Here is a 19,310-nt window from a genome sequence, read left to right on the forward strand (position 1 = left end):
TCCTCGCGTGGGGTCCGGACCGGTCGGCCCGGGATCGCTCCTCACAACATATTTGACGAGTCAACTATTCCGCCTGCTGCGGGCGCCGGCGTGGCCCGGATCACGCGCCACCCACCGACTACCCTTGCCGCGATGACGTACCCCTGGCTCGACGCGCCCGCCGCGCAGGTCGCCGGCACCGCGCGGACGCTGCTCGGCTGGACCGTGTCGGCCGGGGGCGTCGCCGTCCGGCTCACCGAGGTCGAGGCGTACGCGGGCACCGGCGAGGATCCGGCGTCGCACGCCCACCGCGGGCCGACGCCGCGCAACAAGGTCATGTTCGGGCCCGCCGGGCACGTCTACGTGTACTTCGTGTTCGGCATGCACTGGTGCGCGAACATCGTCTGCGGCCGGGACGGCGAGGCGGCGGCGGTGCTGCTGCGCGCGGGCGAGGTGGTCGACGGCGTCGAGATCGCCCGCGAGCGCCGGCCGCGCGCCGCCGACCGGGATCTGGCCCGGGGCCCGGCCCGGCTGGTCACCGCGCTCGGGATCGGGCGGGACGCCAACGGCACCTCGGCTGTCGACGGCAGCGGACCGCTGCTCCTGACACCGCCGGCCGAGCCGGTCGAACCGGCGCGGATCGTGGCCGGGCCGCGCGTCGGGGTCGCCGCCGCGCACGACCTGCCGTGGCGGTTCTGGCTGGCGGACGAGCCGAGCGTGAGCGTCTACCGGCGGCACACCCCGCGCCGCCGCCCCGCGCCAGCCGCCCCGGTGCGGAACTCACCGGCCTGAATCGGCCGTTCCGCGCAACCCGGAACACCCGTCGGCGCGTCTAGTGGACATGACGCGCCGACTTCTCACCCACATCCCGAGGGCACGGCGTCTTACACGAAGGGCTTTCAACGGGGTGTTGACAACGGGCCATTCTTAGGTGTGGGATGAACGTCATGGTCACCGTGGACAACGACCCGTTCACCGCTCCGGATGCTGCTCAGGCCCGCGCGCACCGCAACTACGCGGCGCTGCTGCGGATCGCCGAGCGGCACGCGGGTTCGAACTCTCGTCGTCGCCGTTACGCCCACCCCGACGTGCCCGACGCGTACGAGGCGGCCACGCTGGTGATGGCGCTGGCCGGCGGCGCCGAGCTGGACGAGGGTGAGGAGCCCGTCGACCAGGCCGACCTGATGGCCGCGCTGACGCTGATCCCGCACGTGCGGGCCGAGGTGGACGCGCTGGAGGCCGGCCTGTTGCAGGTGGCCCGTGGGCGGGGCATGACCTGGCAGGCGATCGCCTTCGGGCTGGGGCTGGGCAGCGCCCAGGCGGCCCGGCAGCGCTACGAGCGGCTCACCGTCCGCACCGGCACCGGCGACTGACCGGCACGCCGCCGGCGCCGGGCCCGCGGATTGTCACAGCGGCGGGCGAGACTGTGCCGGACGACGGCACGGGAGGACGCGATGACGCGCGAGGAGATGCTGGCCTACTGCCTGGCCAAGCCGGGAGCCTGGCTCGATCGGCCGTGGGAGGGCGACGAGGTGGTGAAGGTGGGCAGCCGCATCTTCGCGTTCCTCGGCTCCCCCGACGGCGAGGGCCGGGTCGGGGTGAAGTGCGGGGCGTCCCGGGAGGTGGCCGACGAGTGGCTGCACCGGTTCCCGGCCGACGCGCGCCCCTCCCCCTACATCGGCCGCTCCGGCTGGAACACGCTGCGGCTGGCCGGTGACATCCCGGACGACGAGCTGACCGAGGCCGTCGACGGCTCGTACGACGCGGTGGTGGCGAAGCTACCCAAACGCGAGCGCCCCACAGGCTGACCGGAGAACGCGGACGGAGCACCGACCGCCCGGGCCGGCCGAACTCGCGCAGACCGACTGGCGCCGCTGATGGTGCGGCAGATCCGGGCACCAGCGGAAACCGCCCCGTGCGGCAAAGTCCGAGGTCCGGGCCCTGCAGACCGTCCAGCAAGCGGGATCCGCGTTCCATAAAGCGGGACTTCTGTAGATCTTGGAAGCTTACGGCCCCTATGGGGGCCATTTCCTTCCAAGATCTCGGCGCGCGGCGCGCGGCGCGGGAGGGCAGCGGATGGGTGCCGGGCTGGTCCGGGGCAGGCGGGTGCCTGCCCCGGACCAGCTGTGGCTCAGCGGGGGACGACCCGCTCGGCGGCCCACTCCCGCCAGCCGGTCAGCTTGTCCGCCGCGGCGGCGAGCTGGTCGGCGACCGGACCGGGGCCGGTGGAACCGGGCGTGATGCGGGCGGCCAGCGCCGAACGCACCGAGAGCACGTCGCGCACCGACGGGTCCAGGTGCTCGCTGACGGCGGCCAGGTCGGCGTCGGACACCTCGTCCAGCGCGCAGTCGCGGGCCGCGCAGAGCGCCACCAGCTTGCCGGTGATCTCGTGCGCGTCGCGGAACGGCACGTTGCGCCGCACCAGCCAGTCGGCGACCTCGGTGGCCAGCGAGAAACCGGACGGCGCGCTGGCCACCAGCCGGTCCACCCGGACCGTCATCGTGGAGATCATCCCGGCCAGCGCGGGCAGCAGCAGTTCCAGCGTGTCGACCGCGTCGAACGCCGGCTCCTTGTCCTCCTGCATGTCCCGGTCGTACGTCATGGGCAGGCCCTTGAGCATGGTGAGCACGCTCATCAGGCCGCCGACCAGGCGGCCGGACTTGCCCCGGGCCAGCTCGGCGATGTCCGCGTTCTTCTTCTGCGGCATGATCGACGAGCCGGTGGCGAAGGCGTCGTCCAGCTCGACCCAGCCGAACTCCTGCGACGTCCAGAGCACCACCTCCTCGCCGAGGCGGGACAGGTGCACGCCGATCATCGCGGTGACGAACAGGAACTCGGCCACGAAGTCGCGGTCCGCCACCGCGTCCATCGAGTTGGCGAACGAGGTGCGGAAACCCAGCTCCTTGGCGACGGCCACCGGGTCCAGCGGCAGCCCCGAGCCGGCCAGCGCACCCGCGCCGAGCGGGCTGATCGCGGTCCGCTCGTCCCAGTCGCGCATCCGTTCCAGGTCGCGCAGCAGCGGCTGCACGTGGGCCAGCAGCCAGTGCCCGAACGTCACCGGCTGGGCGTGCTGGAGGTGCGTCATGCCCGGCGCGGCGGTGTCCACGTGCCGCTCCGCCTGCTCGACGAGGGCCTCGGCCAGCTCGACCAGCCGGGCCGCCACGCCGCGCGCGTGATCGCGCAGGTAGAGCCGCAGGTCGGTGGCGACCTGGTCGTTGCGGGACCGGCCGGCGCGCAGCTTGCCGCCGAGGCTGCCGAGGCGTTCCAGCAGGCCGCGTTCCAGCGCGGTGTGCACGTCCTCGTCGTCCACCGTCGGGCGGAACGCCCCGGAGGCGCAGGCCGCCTCCAGGTCGTCCAGCGCGGCAAGCATCCGGCCCAGTTCGTCCGGGTCGAGCAGGCCGGCGCCGGCGAGGACCCGGGCGTGCGCGCGGGAACCGGCGATGTCGTACGGGGCGAGACGCCAGTCGAACTGGACGCTCACCGACAGCCGCGCGAGCGCCTCGGCGGGACCGCCGGCGAACCGGCCGCCCCAGAGGCTCGTCCGGTTGGCGGGGGCGCTGTTCTCGGTCAGGCTCTTGTCGTCCACCCCACCCATTGTGGTGCCCCCCATCAGGCCCCTCCCATCCGGGCGTCCCGTTGCGCGGCCATCGTGCTGGGCAGTCCCCACAGTCGTACGAATCCCTTCGCCAGCGACTGGTCGAACGTGTCGCCGGTGTCGTAGGTGGCAAGGCCGAAGTCGTAGAGGCTCGCCTCGGACCGCCGGCCGGTGACCACCGCCCGGCCGCCGTGCAGGCGCAGCCGTACCTCGCCGCTGACGTGCCGCTGGGCGTCGTCGATGAACGCGTCCAGCGACCGCTTCAGCGGCGAGAACCAGAGCCCGTCGTAGACCAGCTCACCCCAGCGCTGGTCGACGCCGCGCTTGAACCGGGCCAGGTCCCGCTCGACGGTGACCGCCTCCAGCTCCTGGTGGGCGGTGATCAGGGCGACCGCGCCGGGCGCCTCGTACACCTCGCGGCTCTTGATGCCGACCAGCCGGTCCTCGACCATGTCCAGCCGGCCCACGCCGTGCGCCCCGGCCCGCCGGTTCAGCTCGCGGATCGCCTCGTAGGGCGTGACCGTCTCGCCGTCGATGGCGACCGGCACACCGCCGTCGAAGGTGATCACCACGTCGTCCGGGTCGCGTTCCGACGCCGGATCCCCGGTGTACGCGTAGAGGTCCTCGACCGGGGCGTTCCAGATGTCCTCCAGGAAGCCGGTCTCCACGGCCCGGCCCCACAGGTTCTGGTCGATCGAGTACGGCGACTTCGCCGACACGTCGATCGGCAGTCCCTTCTCCTCGGCGTACGCGATCGCCTTGTCCCGGGTCCAGGCGAAGTCCCGGGCCGGTGCGACGACCTTCAGGTCGGGCGCGAGCGCGCCCAGGCCCACCTCGAACCGGACCTGGTCGTTACCCTTGCCGGTGCAGCCGTGTGACACGATCGTGCCGCCGTGGGCGCGCGCCGCCGCGACCAGATGCTTGACGATCAGCGGCCGGGACAGCGCGGACACCAGCGGGTAGCGGTCCATGTAGAGGGCGTTGGCCCGGATCGCCGGCAGGCAGTAGTCGGCGGCGAACTCGTCGCGGGCGTCGACCACCTCGGACTCGACGGCGCCGCAGTCCAGCGCGCGCTGCCGGATCACGTTCATGTCCTCGCCGCCCTGGCCGACGTCGACGGCTACCGCGATCACCTCGGCGCCGGTCCGCTCGGCCAGGTACGGGATGGCGACCGAGGTGTCCAGGCCCCCGGAGTACGCCAGCACCACCCGCTCGGTCACGGGGTGCCCCCTTCGGCTGTGTCGTCCCGGCGGGCCCAGGCGGCGAGCCGCTCACCCAGCGCGGCGCCGCCGTCGGTGTCGCGGGACACGACGAGGATGGTGTCGTCGCCGGCGATGGTGCCGACGATCTCGGTCAGGCCGGCCCGGTCGAGCGCGCTGGCGAGGTACTGGGCGGCACCCGGCGGGGTACGCAGCACCGCGATGTTGCCGCTGGAGTCGACGCCGTTGAGCAGCTCACGCAGCAGCCGGACCAGCCGGGCCGGCGCACCCTCGGCGTCGCGCAGCGGCCGGTGCCCGTCCTCCGGGATCAGGTAGACGCCCCGCCCGTCGCCGCCGCGCGCGGTCACCGCTCCCAGTTCCTTCAGGTCCCGCGACAGGGTGGCCTGGGTGACCTGGATGCCGTCCCCGGCGAGCAGGTCGGCCAGCTCGGTCTGCGAGTGGATGGGGGTGTCGCGGATCAGCTCGACGATGCGGGCGTGCCGCGCGGCGCGGGTCAGCGGAGCGGTCATGCGGATTCCTCCAGGAGAAACGTCAGCAGCGCCTTCTGGGCGTGCAGCCGATTCTCCGCCTGGTCGAACACCGCGCTGTGCGGGCCGTCCAGCGCCTCGTCGGTGATCTCCTCGCCCCGGTGGGCGGGCAGGCAGTGCAGCACGATCACGTCGGCGTCGGCGTGGCCGAGCAGCGCGGCGTTCACCTGGTACGGCAGGAACGGGGTGATCCGGTCCAGCCCGTCGGACTCCTGCCCCATCGACGTCCAGGTGTCGGTGGCGACGACGTGCGCGCCGCGTACCGCCTCGCCCGGGTCGGTGAGCACCCGCGCCGAACCGCCGGTGACGGCGGCGATCTTCTCGGCGCGGGCCACGATCTCCGGGTCGGGCTGGAAGCCGGCCGGGCCGGCGATCCGTACGTGCATCCCGGCGGTCGCGCCGGCCAGCAGGTACGAGTGGGCCATGTTGTTCGCCGCGTCGCCCACGTACGTGAGGATCCGCCCGGCGGTGCCGCCGAAACGCTCCCGCACGGTGAGCAGGTCGGCCAGCAGCTGGCACGGGTGGTACGTGTCGGTGAGCGCGTTCACCACCGGCACCGTGGCGTGCGCGGCGACCTCGGCGATCCGGTCGTCGCCGTGGGTGCGCAGCACGATCGCGGCGACGTAGCGGGACAGCACCCGGCCGGCGTCGGCCAGCGTCTCGCCCCGGCCGAAGTGGGTGACCTGGGTGTCCACGACGAGCGGGTGCCCGCCCAGCTCGGCGATGCCCACGTCGAACGAGATCCGGGTGCGCAGGCTCTGCTTGTCGAACAGCACCGCCACCGACTTCGGCCCGGCCAGCGGCTGGTGGCCGTACCTGTCGGTCTTCATCCGGGCGGCGAGGTCGAGCACGGCGGCCTGCTCGGCGGGCGTGAGGTCGTCGTCGCGCAGGAAGTGGCGAATCATGCGGGAGCCTCCGTCGGGGTCGTGGCGTCGGACGCGGCGGCGTCGGCGGAAGAGGGCGGCGCGGCGGCGTCGGCGGAAGTGGCCGGCGCGGCGGCGGACAGCGCGGCCGGCAGGGCGGCCAGGAACGCGTCGGCCTGCGCCGTGGTGAGGATCAGCGGCGGGGCGAGCCGCAGCACGTCCGGCTGCACCGGGTTGACCAGGAAACCCGCCTCGCGCAGCGCCGCCGCTGCCGCACCGGAGACCGGCTGGTCGAGCACGATGCCGAGCAGCAGGCCGGCGCCGCGCACCTCGCGGACCAGCGGGTGCCCGAGCGCCTCGACGCCGCGCCGCAGCCGCTCGCCGACCCGCTTGACGTGGTCGAGCAGGCCCTCGTGCGCGATCGTGGAGACGACCGCGAGCGCGGCGGCGCAGCTGATCGGGTTGCCGCCGAACGTGGTGCCGTGCGAGCCGGGGGTGAGCAGGTCGGCGGCCCGGCCGAAGGCCAGGCAGGCGCCCAGCGGCAGGCCGCCGCCGAGGCCCTTGGCGAGCGTGATGACGTCCGGCTCGACGCCCTCGGCCTGGTGGGCGAACCAGTGTCCGGTGCGGCCGACGCCGGTCTGCACCTCGTCCAGCACCAGCAGCGCGCCGTGCGCGGCGGTGATCCGCCGGGCCGCGGCGAGGTAGCCGGGCGGCGGGACGACCACGCCGTTCTCGCCCTGGATCGGCTCGATGATCAGCATGGCGGTGTCGCCGGTGACGGCCTCTGCCAGCGCGTCGGCGTCGCCGAACGGCACGTGTGTCACGTCGCCGGGCAGCGGGCGGAACGGGTCGGCCTTCGCGGGCTGCCCGGTCAGCGCCAGCGCGCCCATGGTCCGGCCGTGGAACCCGCCGTGGGTGGCGACCACGTGCCGGCGGCCGGTGAGCCGGGACAGCTTGAACGCGGCCTCGTTCGCCTCCGCGCCGGAGTTGGCGAAGAACACCCGGCCCGGCCGGCCGGCCAGCGCGAGCAGCAGCTCGGCCAGCGCCACCGGCGGCTCTGCGACGAACAGGTTGGACACGTGCCCGAGCGTGGCGACCTGCTTGCTGACGGCGGCCACCACCGCCGGGTGGGCGTGGCCGAGCGCGTTGACGGCGATGCCGCCGAGCAGGTCGACGTACTCCCGGCCGGTCTCGTCGACCACGACGGCGCCGGAGCCGGAGACGAGCGCCAGCGGCGGCGTGCCGTAGTTGTCCATCATGGTGGCGTTCCACCGCTGCACGAGCGTGCTCATGAGTCGATCACCATCGTTCCGAAGCCCTCCGACGTGAACACTTCCAGCAGCGTGGAGTGGGCGACCCGGCCGTCGACGACGTGCGCGGCGGGCACTCCCCCGCGCACCGCCCGCAGGCAGGCCTCCATCTTCGGGACCATGCCCGACTCCAGGGACGGCAGCAGCTTCGCCAGGTCGTCCGCGCTGATCTCGCTGACCAGGCTGGACGTGTCCGGCCAGTCGGCGTACAGGCCGGACACGTCGGTCAGCACGACCAGCTTGCGGGCGTCCAGCGCGACCGCGAGCGCGGCGGCGGCGGTGTCCGCGTTGAGGTTGTGCAGCACCCCGTCGGCGTCCGGCGCGACTGTCGAGATGACCGGGATCCGGCCGGCCTCGATCAGGTCGGTGACCGCCGAGGGGTTGACCGACTCCACGTCGCCGACCTGCCCCACGTCGACCGCTTCCCCGTCCACGTACGCCTGGCGGCGCACCGCGGTGAACAGCCCGGCGTCCTCGCCGGAGAGGCCGACCGCGTACGGGCCGTGCGCGTTGATCAGCCCGACCAGTTCCCGGCCGACCTGGCCGACGAGCACCATCCGGACCACGTCCATCGCCTCCGGGGTGGTGACCCGCAGGCCGCCCCGGAACTCGCTGGCGATGCCGAGCCGGCGCAGCATCGCGGAGATCTGCGGGCCGCCGCCGTGTACCACGACCGGCTTGAGTCCGGCGTACCGCAGGAACACCATGTCGGCGGCGAAGGCCCGCTGGAGTTCGGGGTCGACCATGGCGTTGCCGCCGTACTTGACCACGACCGTGGCGCCGGAGAAACGGGCCAGCCAGGGCAGCGCCTCGATCAGCGTGGCGGCCTTGGCCTGGGCCCGGGTGAGGTCAGCACTCAGATTCATGTGGAATAAGCCGAGTTCTCGTGTACGTACGCGTGGGACAGGTCGTTGGTCCAGATGGTGGCGGCGTCCGCGCCGGCGTGCAGGTCGATCCGGACGGTCACGGCGCGGCCGGTCAGGTCCACCTTGGCGCGGTCCTCGGCGGCGGCGCCGCCCCGGCACACCCAGACGCCGTTCACCGCGACGTCCACGCCGTCCGGCTCGAACACGGCGGCGGTGGTGCCGACGGCGGCGAGGATCCGGCCCCAGTTCGGGTCGTTGCCGAACAGCGCGGTCTTCACCAGGTTGTTGCGGGCCACCGTGCGGCCCACCTCGACCGCGTCGTCCTCGCTCGCCGCGCCGACCACCTCGATCGCGACCTCCTTGGTCGCGCCCTCGGCGTCGGCCAGGAGCTGCTGGGCCAGGTCGTGGCAGGCGGCGGTGACGGCGGCGGTCAGCTCGGCCCCGGTCGGCTCGATGCCGGAGGCCCCGCTCGCCAGCAGCAGCACCGTGTCGTTGGTGGACATGCAGCCGTCGGAGTCGATCCGGTCGAACGTGATCCGGGTGGCGGCGCGCAGCGCGGCGTCCAGGGCGTCCGGCCCGGCCACCGCGTCGGTGGTGAGCACGCAGAGCATGGTGGCCATGGCCGGCGCCAGCATGCCCGCGCCCTTGGCCATGCCGCCGACGGTCCAGCCCGTACCGTGGGCCACTGTCGTCTTGGGCCGGGTGTCGGTGGTCATGATGGCCTCGGCGGCCGCCGGGCCGCCGTCGCGGGAAAGGCCGCGCACGGCTTCGCGTACGCCGGGAAGCAGTTTGTCCATCGGCAGGCGCTCACCGATCAGGCCGGTCGAGCAGACGGCGACCTCGCCCGCGCCGACGATCAGCCGGGCGTTCGCGGCGGTGATCGCGGCGGCGGTGTGCTCGGCGGTGGCGTGGGTGTCCTGGAAGCCGGCCGGACCGGTGCAGGCGTTCGCGCCGCCGGAGTTGAGCACCACGGCGCGCACGACGCCGCCGTGCACTACCTGCTGGCTCCACAGCACCGGGGCGGCCTTGACGCGGTTGGCGGTGAAGACACCCGCCACACCGGCGTCCGGGCCGTCGTTGATCACGAGGGCGACGTCGGCGGCGCCGGAGGACTTCAGTCCGGCGGCGACACCCGCGGCGCGGAACCCCCGGGGGACGGTGACGCTCATGGGGCCACTCCAAACACGGACAGACCGGTGGTCTCGGGGAGACCCACCATCAGGTTGGCGTTCTGCACGGCCTGGCCGGCCGCGCCCTTGCCGAGGTTGTCGATCGCGCTGACCACGATCACCCGCCCCGAGTCGACGTCCACCGTCGCCTGGAGGTGGCAGGAGTTGGAGCCGGCGGTGGCGGCGGTGTGCGGCCAGGATCCTTCCGGCAGCACGTGCACGAACGGCGCGTCGGCGTAGGCGGCGGCCAGCACCGCGCGCGGGTCGGCGTCGCCGGTGGGCACGGCGGTGACGGTGGCCAGGATGCCCCGGGGCATCGGCGCGAGCACCGGGGTGAAGGAGAGACCGTTCGCGCCGGTGGCCTGCTTGATCTCCGGCACGTGCTGGTGCGCGCCCACATTGTAGGGGGTCAGGTCGCCCATCACCTCGCTGCCGAGCAGGTGGGCCTTGGCGGCCCGGCCCGCGCCGGAGGTGCCGGAGGCCGCGACCACCACCACGTCGTCGGGGCGTACCGCACCGGCGGCGATCAGCGGCGCGAGCGCCAGCGTGGTCGCCACCGCGTAGCAGCCGGTGCTGGCCACGCGCGACGCGGCGGCGATCTCGGCCCGCTGCCCGGGCAGCTCGGGCAGCCCGTAGGTCCAGGCGCCCGCGTGCTCCCCGCCGTAGTAGCGAGCCCAGGCGGCGGCGTCGCGCAGCCGGTGGTCCGCGCCGAGGTCGACCACCTTGGCCGTGCCGGGCAGCGCCGCGGCGAGCGCCGTGGACTGGCCGTGCGGCAGGGCCAGGAAGACCAGGTCCGCGTCGGCGAGGGTCCCCGGTTCGGTCGCGGCGAACACCAGGTCGAGGCCGGCGAGGTGCGGGTGTACGGCGGTGACCGGTTGACCGGCCTGGCTGTGCGCGGTGGCGGTGATCAGCTCGAACTCGGGGTGACCGGCGAGCAGGCGCAGCAGTTCGCCCCCGGCGTATCCACTCGCCCCGGCCACGGCAACCCGAATGCCCATACCCACCTCCGCATGACTATGCAGACGAGAGTACCGGTCGGGGCAGCACCGCCGCAAGGTCATACGGCGCGTTGCATAGCCATGAGATGACGTTCACCAGCGGCTCGCGTGAGCCGGCGTGTTAAAGGGGGCCCCCTCCTCTACCGGAGGCGTTAAGAGGGGGCCCCTCCTTTCATGCGCCGCGCAGGGTGGCACCGAAGCGCTCGGCGGCCACCGCTACCGCGGCGTCCCGGGCGGCCACCGCCTCCTCGCCCGCGAGGGTCCGGTCCGGGGCCCGGAACGTGAGCTTGTACGCCAGCGACCTGCGCCCCACGCCGAGCTGCTCGGAGGTGTAGACGTCGAACAGCCGGACGTCCTCCAGCAGCGCGCCCGCGCCCTCGACCAGAGCCGCCCGCACCTCGGCCGCCGGGACCGAGTCGTCCACCACCAGCGCCACGTCGATCAGGGCCGGCGGGAACGTGGAGATGGCCGGGCCGGACGCCAGCGGGGCGGCGGGCAGCGCGTCCAGGTCCAGTTCCATGGCGCAGGTACGCCGGGGCAGCTCCAGCGCGGCCAGCACGGCCGGGTGCAGCTCACCGGCGTGACCGACGACCACGTCGTCCACCACCAGTTCGGCGCAGCGGCCCGGGTGCCACGGCGCCCGCTCCCCGGCCCGCACCGTCACCCGGCCGGCGGGGATGCCCGCGGCGTCGAGCACCGCCCGGCCCGCCTCGATCGCGTCCGCCCAGCCGGCCGCCCGGCCCGCGCCCCACCAGCCCGTCGGCTCGATCTCGCCGGTGAGCGCCACCGCGACGTGCCGCGGCTGGACCGGCACCACCGCGTCGGCGGCGGCGAACTCCTCGTCGGTGGGCCGCCGGTCCACGCCCATCGCGGGCGGGGCACCGGCGCCGGGACGCGGGTGAAAGACCGTGCCGATCTCGTAGATCGCCACGTCCCGCTGGCCCCGGCCGACGTTGCGCTTGACGATGCCGAGCAGCGGGCCGAGCAGCGTGGTGCGCAGCAGCGGCTCCTCCTCGGACAGCGGGTTCGCCAGGCGTACCGCCGGGCGGCGCGGGTCGTCGGCGGGCAGGCCGAGCTGGTCGGCCAGCTCGGGCGCGACGAACGGCTGCGCCAGCACCTCGACGTAGCCGCGCTCGGCGAGGGAGCGGGCGACGGCCCGGCGGCGCTGCTGCTGCCAGGTCAGGCCCCGCCCGGGCGGCGCGGTGGGCAGCACCGACGGCACACGGTCGTAGCCGTCGAGACGTACCACCTCCTCCACCAGGTCGGCCGGGTCGGTCAGGTCGGGCCGCCAGCTCGGCGGCGTGACGGTCAGCACGTCGTCGGCACCGGCGCCCGGGCCGCCGGCGGTCGTGCCCACCGTGCCCGGGTCCTCGGCGAGCCGGTCGGCGCCGCGCGTGACGGTGCAGCCGACCTGCTCCAGCAGCTCCACCACCCGCTCCGGCGAGTAGGCCACACCGACCCGCCGCGAGGGCAGGTCCACCGGCAGCGTCACCGGCGTACGCGGCGCGACGTGGTCGATGTCGAGCACCTCGGCGCCGGCGGTGCCGCCGGCCAGGCCGGTGAGCAGCCGGACCGCCTTCTCCAGCGCGACGAGCGGCAGCGCCGGGTCGACGCCCCGCTCCCACCGCTTCGCGGCCTCGCTGAACAGCTTGTGCCGCCGCGCGGTACGACCGACCGTCGCCGGATCCCAGTGCGCCGCCTCGAACAGCACGTTCGTGGTGGAGGCGAGCACCTCGCTGGTCTCGCCGCCCATCACCGCCGCGAGCGAGATCGGAACCCCGCCGTCCTCGCCCGCGAGGCCTCCGGGCAGCCCGGCGTCGCAGATGACCAGGTCCTCGGCGGACAGCGTGCGGCTCACGCCGTCCAGCGTGGTCAGCTTCTCCCCCGCCTCCGCGCGGCGCACCACGAGCGTCCCGGCGATCCGGTCCGCGTCGAAGGCGTGCATCGGCTGGCCGAGTTCGAGCATCAGGTAGTTGGTGATGTCGACCGGCAGCGAGATGCTGCGCACCCCGGCGGCGGTGAGCCGCTGCCGCATCCAGCCGGGCGTCTGCACGGTCGGGTCGACGCCGCGCACCATCCGCGCCGCGAACCTGTCACAGCCGACCGGGTCGCGGACCTCCACCGGGTACGCCGGCTCGGCGGTCGCACCGGGCGCGGGCGCGTCGGCCGGGTCGCGGAACGGCACCCCGAGCGCGTGCGACAGCTCCCGGGCGATGCCGCGCACGCTCAGCGCGTACCCGCGGTCCGGGGTGATCTCCATCTCGACCACGACGTCGTCCAGGCCGACGACGGGCCGGGCGTCGTCGCCGGGCTGGGCCTTGACGTCCTCGGGCAGCACGACGATGCCCGAGTGGTCGTCGCCGAGGCCCAGCTCCTGCGCCGAGCAGATCATGCCGTGGGAGTTGCGCCCGTACGTCTTGCGCGCGCCGATCGCGAACCCGCCGGGCAGCACACCGCCGGGGAGGATCACCACGACCTTGTCGCCCACGGCGAAGTTGCGCGCCCCGCAGACGATCTCCTGCGGCTCACCGGTGCCGTTCGCGGCGCCGACGTCCACCCGGCAGAAGCGGATCGGCTTCTTGAAGCCGGTCAGCTCCTCGATCTCCAGGACCTCGCCGACGACCAGCGGGCCGGTGACCGACTCGCGCAGGTCCACCACGGACTCGACCTCGATGCCGAGGTCGACCAGCGCCTGCTCCAGGTCGCCGGTGGGCAGGTCGGCCGGCAGGTCCACGTACTCCCGCAGCCAACTGACAGAGACTCGCATGACTGTTAAACCACCGTTCCCGTAGCTCAGGCGCCGAACGCGCGGGTGAACCGCACGTCGCCCTCGGCCATGTCCCGCATGTCACTGACGCCGTGCCGGACCATCACGGTCCGGTCGATGCCCATGCCGAACGCGAATCCGGAGTAGACCTCCGGGTCGATGCCGCAGGCGCGCAGCACCCGCGGGTTGACCATGCCGCAGCCGCCCCACTCGACCCACTGCGGACCGTCCCGGTGCTCCGGGAACCAGACGTCGAACTCCGCCGACGGCTCGGTGAACGGGAAGTAGTGCGGACGCCAGCGCGTCTTCGCCCCCTCGCCGAACATGGCCCGGGCGAAGTGGTCGAGCGTGCCGCGCAGGTGCGCCATCGTGATGCCCTTGTCCACCACCAGGCCCTCGACCTGGTGGAAGACCGGGGCGTGGGTGGCGTCCAGCTCGTCGGTGCGGTAGACCCGGCCGGGCACCACCACGTAGATGGGCGGCTTGCGGCTGAGCATGGTGCGCGCCTGGACCGGCGACGTGTGCGTGCGCAGCACGAGGCCACTGCCCTCGGGTGCGATGTGGAACGTGTCCATCAGACCGCGCGCCGGGTGGTCGGCCGGGATGTTCAGCGCGTCGAAGTTGGTCCACTCCAGCTCGACCTCGGGGCCCTCGGCCACCTCGTAGCCCATGCCGACGAACAGGTCGCTGATCTGCTCCATCAACACGCTCAGCGGGTGGCGGGCGCCACGCGGCCGGCGGTCGTACGGCAGGGTCACGTCGACCCGCTCCTCGACCAGCACCCGCTCCGCCTGCTCGCGGTCCAGGATCTCCTGCCGGGCGGCGTACGCGGACTCGATGGCCCGGCGTGCCTCGTTGACCCGCTTGCCGGCGTCGGCCTTCGCGGCCGGCGGCAGCGCGCCGATCTCCCGGCGCGCCAGCGACACCGGGGACCGGTCACCGAGGTGCGCGGGGCGCAGCGCGGTGAGCGCGTCCGGGCCGGCGGCGTCGGCGAACGCCTTCTCGGCGTCGGCCACGGCCCCGGCCAGGGCGTCCGGGTCGAGCAGGGCGACCTGCTTCGGGTCGTACGGATCGTTGCGGTAGCTCATGGTGAACGGGCACTCCCTCACGGCGGCGCCGACCCTCGCGGGTGGCTAGGCGAGTCTACGGACGCGCGGCTTCGCCGCAGCCCGCCGGTGGGGAGTCGTGCAGGGGGAAGGGTCAGGCCCGCCGCCCGCCGACACCGGCGGGCTGGCTAAACGAACGCCGTGGCGCGTTCATGACGAGGCGGACTCCCCTGCTGTCTCTCGCGTGCCCCGGGGGACACGCAGTGCTCTGGCGGAAGAATACAGGCAGACGGCCGCCGCCGCAGCCAGGTTCAGGCTCTCCGCGCGCCCGTGCAGCGGCACCCGGACGCGGGCGTCGGCGGCGCCGGTCAGCTCCTCGGGCAGACCGTGCGCCTCCGAGCCGAACAGCCACGCGGTGGGGCCGGCCAGCCGTCCGGAGTCGGCGAGGTCGTCCAGGTCGCTGTCGCCGTACCCGGTGGTGGCGAGGATCGTGAGCCCGGCGGCCCGCAGCGCCTCGACGGCGGCGAGCGGGTCGGCGGCGCGCACCACGTCGACGTGGAAGAGGCTGCCGGCGGAGGCCCGCACGCACTTGCCGTTGTAGGGGTCGACCGCCTCGCCCGCGAAGATCACCGCGCCCGCGCCCGCCGCGTCGGCGGTGCGCAGCACGGTGCCGGCGTTGCCCGGGTCACGGATCCCGGCGAGCACCGCTACCAGGCGCGGCCCGCGCGCCACCGCGTGCTCCAGGGGTACGTCGAGGTGGCGGCACACCGCCACCAGGCCCTGCGGGGCGACGGTCTCGGCCAGCGCGGCCAGGGCGTCGTCGGTCACCTCGGAGACCGGCACGTCGGCCCGGGCGGCGGTGGCGGCGAGGTCGGCGTACCGGTCCAGCGCGGCCGGGGTGCCGAACAGCTCGACCACGGTGCCGGTGCGGGCGAGCGCCTCCCGGACCGCCTGCGGCCCTTCGGCCAGGAACCGGCCGGCCTGGTCGCGGTCGCGCCGGCGCTGTAGCCGGCGGGCCGCGATGACCCTGGGGGTACGCGGGGTGAACGGTCCGGGAACGGCGTCGAGGCGCCTCCCCTGCGACGGTGACTGCATGGGAGACGCCTCGATCTGCCGTACGGGGTGGGTCAGGCGGCCTGGGCCGCGGCGCCACCGGTGCCCTCGGCCGCCACGGCGGCGCGGGCCAGCTCGACGATCGCCGCGAACGAGGCGGCGTCGTTGACGGCCATGTCGGCCAGGATCTTCCGGTCGACCTCGATGCCGGCCAGGCGCAGGCCCTGGATCAGCCGGTTGTAGGTCAGGCCGTTGGCCCGGGCGCCGGCGTTGATCCGCTGGATCCAGAGCTGCCGGAAGTCGCCCTTGCGGTCGCGACGGTCCCGGTAGGAGTACTGCATCGAGTGCAGCACCTGCTCCTTGGCCTTGCGGTACAGCCGGGAGCGCTGACCGCGGTAGCCGCTCGCGGTCTCCAGCAGGGTACGACGCTTCTTCTGGGCGTTCACAGCCCGCTTGACGCGTGCCATCTCAACTCCTTCTTCGGTTCAGGTGGCTCGCGTCAGCGGCCGAGCAGCTTCTTGATGCGCTTGGTGTCGGCCTTGGCCAGCTCGACGGTGCCGGTCAGCCGACGGGTCTGGGTGCTGGGCTTCTTCTCCAGGTTGTGGCGAAGGCCGGCCTGCTGGGCAACGATCTTGCCCTTGCCGGTCACCTTGACCCGCTTGCCCATACCCGTGTGGCTCTTCATCTTCGGCATTGGAACGTCTTCTCCCCTGTTACTGGCCGCTGGTCTCAGCGGTCGTGCCGGTCTCGCCGGCTGCTGCGGTGTCGCCGGCCGCCGGGGTCTCGCCGGCCGGAGCGGCCGGTTCCTCCGCGGCCCGGTCGCGCGGTCCACCGCGGGACGCCGTGGCGGCGACCGCGGAGGCCTTGACGGCCCGGTGCGGAGCGAGAACCATGATCATGTTTCGGCCGTCCTGCTTCGGCGCGGCCTCGACGTATCCAAGGTCCGTGATCTCGGACTCGAGCCGGCGCAGGAGCCGGTAGCCCAGCTCCGGGCGGCTCTGCTCCCGACCGCGGAACATGATCGTCACCTTGACCTTGTCGCCGGCCTTGAGGAACCGCACCACGTGACCCTTCTTGGTCTCGTAGTCGTGCGGGTCGATCTTCGGCCGGAGCTTCATCTCCTTGATGACGGTCTGCTGCTGGTTACGCCGCGCTTCGCGCGCCTTCAGTGCGCTCTCGTACTTGAACTTGCCGAAGTCCATGAGCTTGCACACCGGCGGGCGCGCCATCGGCGCAACCTCGACCAGGTCCAGGTCGACGTCCGCGGCCAGCTGCAGGGCGCGCTCCAGCGGGACGATGCCCACCTGCTCACCCTCAGGACCGACCAGTCGGACCTCACGTGCCCGGATCTGCTCGTTCACGCGTGGTTCGACGCTGATGGGGCCTCCTCGAGTCGAGTGTCCTACGGTGCCGACTCCGCAGGCTCCCGGGTGGGAGCCGACCCGGAAAGCAGAAGGCCCCGGCGTATGCCAGGGCCCACTCGACCGGTCGGCACGATCACAGGATCGCGCATCCGGCGTCGGGACGTGCCCGAAACCGGGGACCGGACCCGGCCACCGTGGCGGCGACTCGGGTGGGAGCGGGCGCTCCGCTTCTCGACCGCCCGCGCGTCAGGGACGGGGGCAGTCTGGTCGACTCCGCAACACTACACCCTCGGCCCAGGCCCGCCCAAACCGGGCTCGCTGGTCAGCGGGGTGCCGACTGGTTGGCGGACAGCGCCGCCAGGTGCGCCTGGTGCAGGCGGCGCAGCGCGCGGACGGCCTCGACCGCGCTCTCCTTGTCGGCGGCCTGCAACGCGACCACCGGCAGCAGGTCGTCGTCGTGCAGCTCCAGGCTGGCCCACGGGGCGCCCCTGTCGAACCGGACCCCGCGGACGACCTCCCACGGCAGCTCGTACGAGCTGAACACGTTGCGCACCCGTACGCCCCTGGCGTCGGCGATCACGCGGGGGCGGGTGAACAGCAGGAAGCCGAGCGCGCCGAAGACACCCAGGCCGATCATGGCGAACTGGTCGCCGCGCTGGAACGTGCCGTAGCCGTTGCCGGTGGCGCCGGTCAGCGACGTCGCGACGAGGCTGAACACCACGAGCAGCGTGACGGCCGACACCCAGCAGACGACCCGGACGCGGCGGGGTCGCACGGTCACCACGGAATCGCTCACCCGACCAGTCTGCCATCCGGCTCACGCGCGCCTCCGGCCGCCACACGGAGCGGCAGCGGCCTCACAGCCGGCAGGCGTGGATGTTGGTGACCAGGATCGCGCGGGCACCCAGCTCGTACAACTCGTCCATGATCCGGTGCACGTCGTCGCGGAGCACCATCGCCTGCACCGCGACCCAGCCCTCCCGGTGCAGCGGCGAGACTGTCGGCGACTCGATGCCGGGGGTCAGCGAGCTGGCCCGGTCGAGCAGGCCGGCCGGGACGTCGTAGGCGAGCATCACGTACCGGCGGGCGACCAGCACACCGTGCAGCCGGCGCAGCAACTGCTCCTGCTGGGCGCCGCCGGGCGCGCCGGCGCGGCGGACCAGCACCGCCGAGGAGCGCAGCAGCGGCTCGCCGAAGACCACCAGGCCGGCCTGGCGCAGCGTCGCGCCGGTCTCCACCACGTCGGCGACCACGTCGGCCACGCCGAGGCGGATGGCGTTCTCCACCGCGCCGTCCAGGCGGATCACGTCGGCCTTGACGCCCAGCTCGGCCAGGTGCCGCTCGACCAGACCGGGGTACGCGGTGGCGATGCGGTGCCCGCCCAGCTCCCGTACGTCGTCGACGTCCTGCGGGCGGGCGGCGAACCGGAACGTGGCCCGGGCGAAGGCGAGGTCGACGATCTCCTCGGCCGGCGCGCCGGAGTCGACCAGCAGGTCCCGCCCGGTGATGCCGACGTCCAGGTCACCGGAGCCGACGTAGGTCGCGATGTCCTTGGGGCGCAGGTAGAAGAACTCGATGTCGTTGGCCTCGTCCCGGCAGACCAGGTCCTTCGGGTCGGTGCGCTGGCGGTAGCCCGCCTCGCGCAGCATCTGGGCGGCCTTCTCGGCCAGGGCGCCCTTGTTGGGTACTGCGACACGCAGCATGGGAGTGCTCCTTCGTTCGATCGGGTGATCAGCGGACGGGCACTCAGAGATGTCGGTAGACGTCCTTCAGTTCCAGACCCGTGGCGAGCATCAGCACCTGCGCCTGGTAGAGGAGCTGGGAGATCTCCTCGGCGGCCCGCTCCGGGCCCTCGTGCTCGGCGGCCATCCACGACTCGGCCGCCTCCTCGACGACCTTCTTGCCGATGAAGTGCACGCCCTTGGCGAGCGCCTCCACGGTGCCCGAGCCCGGGGTGCCGGCGGCGGCCTTGGCCTGCAGCTCGGCGAACAACTCCTCGAACGTCTTCACGGAAGGCGATTCTTCCAGCCGCCCCGGGTGACGGGCCGGGTGGGTCAGGCGAAGCCGACCCGGTGGGCGGACTGCGCGTCCAGCGCGCGGACCGCCAGGGCGGCGTCCAGCGCGGCGACGGTCGCCGACCAGCCCTTGTCCTCGGCCGAGCCGGGCAGCCCGGCCCGGTCCCGGGCCTGCTCGATGGTGTCCACGGTGAGCACCCCGTGCGCCACCGGCTTGCCCTCGTCCAGCGCCACCCGGGTCAGCCCCTCGGTGACCGACTGGCAGACGTAGTCGAAGTGCGCCGTCGCGCCGCGTACCACCACGCCGAGCGCGACGACCACGTCGAAGCGGCGCGCCATCGCCTGGGCCACCACCGGCAGCTCCACCGAACCGGCCACCCGGGCCACCACGGCCCGCGCGCCGCACGCCTGCGCCGCGGCCACGGCCCGCTCGGTCATGTGGTCGGTCAGGTCGCCGTGCCACCGGGCGGCCACCACGCCGACGGTCATCCCGGCGGCGTCCACCGCGGTCACGCCCGGCTCACCGAAACCCGCCATC

21 protein-coding genes are annotated in these 19,310 nt (G+C 73.7%); 3 read left to right on the forward strand and 18 right to left on the reverse strand.

Features of this window, described 5'->3' with window-relative positions; translation table 11 throughout:
• Positions 1-132 precede the first annotated feature (132 nt).
• The 3 genes from AB0D28_RS16185 to AB0D28_RS16195 all read left to right on the forward strand — a co-directional run bounded on the left by AB0D28_RS16185 (position 133) and on the right by AB0D28_RS16195 (position 1,787).
• Positions 133-771, forward strand: coding sequence for a DNA-3-methyladenine glycosylase (locus AB0D28_RS16185; protein WP_357386420.1), 639 nt, complete (start codon positions 133-135; stop codon positions 769-771).
• Between the two features lie 146 nt (positions 772-917).
• On the forward strand, positions 918-1,352 hold the full coding sequence (locus AB0D28_RS16190) for a DNA-binding protein (protein ID WP_357386422.1): 435 nt from the start codon (positions 918-920) through the stop codon (positions 1,350-1,352).
• Positions 1,353-1,433: 81 nt separating this feature from the next.
• The gene (locus AB0D28_RS16195) at positions 1,434-1,787 is read left to right on the forward strand and encodes an MmcQ/YjbR family DNA-binding protein (RefSeq protein ID WP_357386424.1); all 354 of its coding nucleotides are present in this window, start codon (positions 1,434-1,436) and stop codon (positions 1,785-1,787) included.
• Between the two features lie 323 nt (positions 1,788-2,110).
• Here the strand turns inward: AB0D28_RS16195 and argH are convergent, their stop codons facing one another.
• The 18 genes from argH to ribH all read right to left on the reverse strand — a co-directional run bounded on the left by argH (position 2,111) and on the right by ribH (position 19,309).
• Entirely contained in the window at positions 2,111-3,574 is a 1,464-nt protein-coding gene (argH, locus tag AB0D28_RS16200; protein ID WP_030271078.1) for an argininosuccinate lyase, read from the reverse strand.
• Positions 3,575-3,588: 14 nt separating this feature from the next.
• Positions 3,589-4,794 carry an argininosuccinate synthase gene (locus AB0D28_RS16205; RefSeq protein WP_357386426.1) on the reverse strand — a complete coding sequence of 402 codons (1,206 nt, stop codon included), beginning with the start codon at positions 4,792-4,794 and terminating at the stop codon, positions 3,589-3,591.
• Positions 4,791-5,303, reverse strand: a complete 513-nt coding sequence (locus AB0D28_RS16210) for an arginine repressor (RefSeq protein WP_357386428.1) — start codon at positions 5,301-5,303, stop codon at positions 4,791-4,793. Before AB0D28_RS16210 ends, AB0D28_RS16205 begins: the two co-directional genes overlap by 4 nt.
• Entirely contained in the window at positions 5,300-6,226 is a 927-nt protein-coding gene (gene argF / locus AB0D28_RS16215) for an ornithine carbamoyltransferase (protein ID WP_357386430.1), read from the reverse strand. Before argF ends, AB0D28_RS16210 begins: the two co-directional genes overlap by 4 nt.
• Positions 6,223-7,476 (reverse strand): acetylornithine transaminase, encoded by a 1,254-nt coding sequence (locus tag AB0D28_RS16220; RefSeq protein ID WP_357386432.1) that lies wholly within the window; start codon positions 7,474-7,476, stop codon positions 6,223-6,225. The genes argF and AB0D28_RS16220 overlap by 4 nt, the downstream gene beginning before the upstream one ends.
• Positions 7,473-8,360, reverse strand: coding sequence for an acetylglutamate kinase (gene argB, locus AB0D28_RS16225; protein ID WP_357386434.1), 888 nt, complete (start codon positions 8,358-8,360; stop codon positions 7,473-7,475). Before argB ends, AB0D28_RS16220 begins: the two co-directional genes overlap by 4 nt.
• On the reverse strand, positions 8,357-9,529 hold the full coding sequence (argJ, locus tag AB0D28_RS16230) for a bifunctional glutamate N-acetyltransferase/amino-acid acetyltransferase ArgJ (RefSeq protein ID WP_357386436.1): 1,173 nt from the start codon (positions 9,527-9,529) through the stop codon (positions 8,357-8,359). Before argJ ends, argB begins: the two co-directional genes overlap by 4 nt.
• Complete coding sequence (gene argC / locus AB0D28_RS16235; RefSeq protein WP_357386438.1) at positions 9,526-10,527, reverse strand: N-acetyl-gamma-glutamyl-phosphate reductase; 1,002 nt, start codon at positions 10,525-10,527, stop codon at positions 9,526-9,528. The genes argJ and argC overlap by 4 nt, the downstream gene beginning before the upstream one ends.
• Positions 10,528-10,699: 172 nt before the next feature.
• Positions 10,700-13,294, reverse strand: a complete 2,595-nt coding sequence (locus AB0D28_RS16240; RefSeq protein ID WP_357386440.1) for a phenylalanine--tRNA ligase subunit beta — start codon at positions 13,292-13,294, stop codon at positions 10,700-10,702.
• 26 nt (positions 13,295-13,320) lie between these two features.
• Entirely contained in the window at positions 13,321-14,382 is a 1,062-nt protein-coding gene (pheS, locus tag AB0D28_RS16245; protein ID WP_357386442.1) for a phenylalanine--tRNA ligase subunit alpha, read from the reverse strand.
• Between the two features lie 168 nt (positions 14,383-14,550).
• Positions 14,551-15,435 (reverse strand): RNA methyltransferase, encoded by an 885-nt coding sequence (locus AB0D28_RS16250; RefSeq protein ID WP_357386444.1) that lies wholly within the window; start codon positions 15,433-15,435, stop codon positions 14,551-14,553.
• 32 nt (positions 15,436-15,467) lie between these two features.
• Positions 15,468-15,860, reverse strand: a complete 393-nt coding sequence (gene rplT, locus AB0D28_RS16255) for a 50S ribosomal protein L20 (RefSeq protein WP_043324928.1) — start codon at positions 15,858-15,860, stop codon at positions 15,468-15,470.
• A 32-nt stretch (positions 15,861-15,892) separates the two neighbouring features.
• Positions 15,893-16,087 carry a 50S ribosomal protein L35 gene (gene rpmI, locus AB0D28_RS16260; RefSeq protein ID WP_007075851.1) on the reverse strand — a complete coding sequence of 65 codons (195 nt, stop codon included), beginning with the start codon at positions 16,085-16,087 and terminating at the stop codon, positions 15,893-15,895.
• A 19-nt stretch (positions 16,088-16,106) separates the two neighbouring features.
• Positions 16,107-16,754, reverse strand: a complete 648-nt coding sequence (infC, locus tag AB0D28_RS16265; RefSeq protein WP_043324929.1) for a translation initiation factor IF-3 — start codon at positions 16,752-16,754, stop codon at positions 16,107-16,109.
• A gap of 325 nt (positions 16,755-17,079) precedes the next feature.
• On the reverse strand, positions 17,080-17,553 hold the full coding sequence (locus AB0D28_RS16270) for a PH domain-containing protein (protein ID WP_357386447.1): 474 nt from the start codon (positions 17,551-17,553) through the stop codon (positions 17,080-17,082).
• Between the two features lie 61 nt (positions 17,554-17,614).
• On the reverse strand, positions 17,615-18,460 hold the full coding sequence (gene hisG / locus AB0D28_RS16275; protein WP_357386449.1) for an ATP phosphoribosyltransferase: 846 nt from the start codon (positions 18,458-18,460) through the stop codon (positions 17,615-17,617).
• Positions 18,461-18,503: 43 nt separating this feature from the next.
• On the reverse strand, positions 18,504-18,785 hold the full coding sequence (locus tag AB0D28_RS16280; RefSeq protein ID WP_198039659.1) for a phosphoribosyl-ATP diphosphatase: 282 nt from the start codon (positions 18,783-18,785) through the stop codon (positions 18,504-18,506).
• A 26-nt stretch (positions 18,786-18,811) separates the two neighbouring features.
• Positions 18,812-19,309: a 6,7-dimethyl-8-ribityllumazine synthase gene (gene ribH / locus AB0D28_RS16285; RefSeq protein WP_091424378.1), complete on the reverse strand. Its 498-nt coding sequence runs from the start codon at positions 19,307-19,309 to the stop codon at positions 18,812-18,814.
• Position 19,310 lies beyond the last annotated feature (1 nt).

Source organism: Micromonospora sp. NPDC048169, from assembly GCF_040652815.1.
Classification (GTDB): domain Bacteria; phylum Actinomycetota; class Actinomycetes; order Mycobacteriales; family Micromonosporaceae; genus Micromonospora.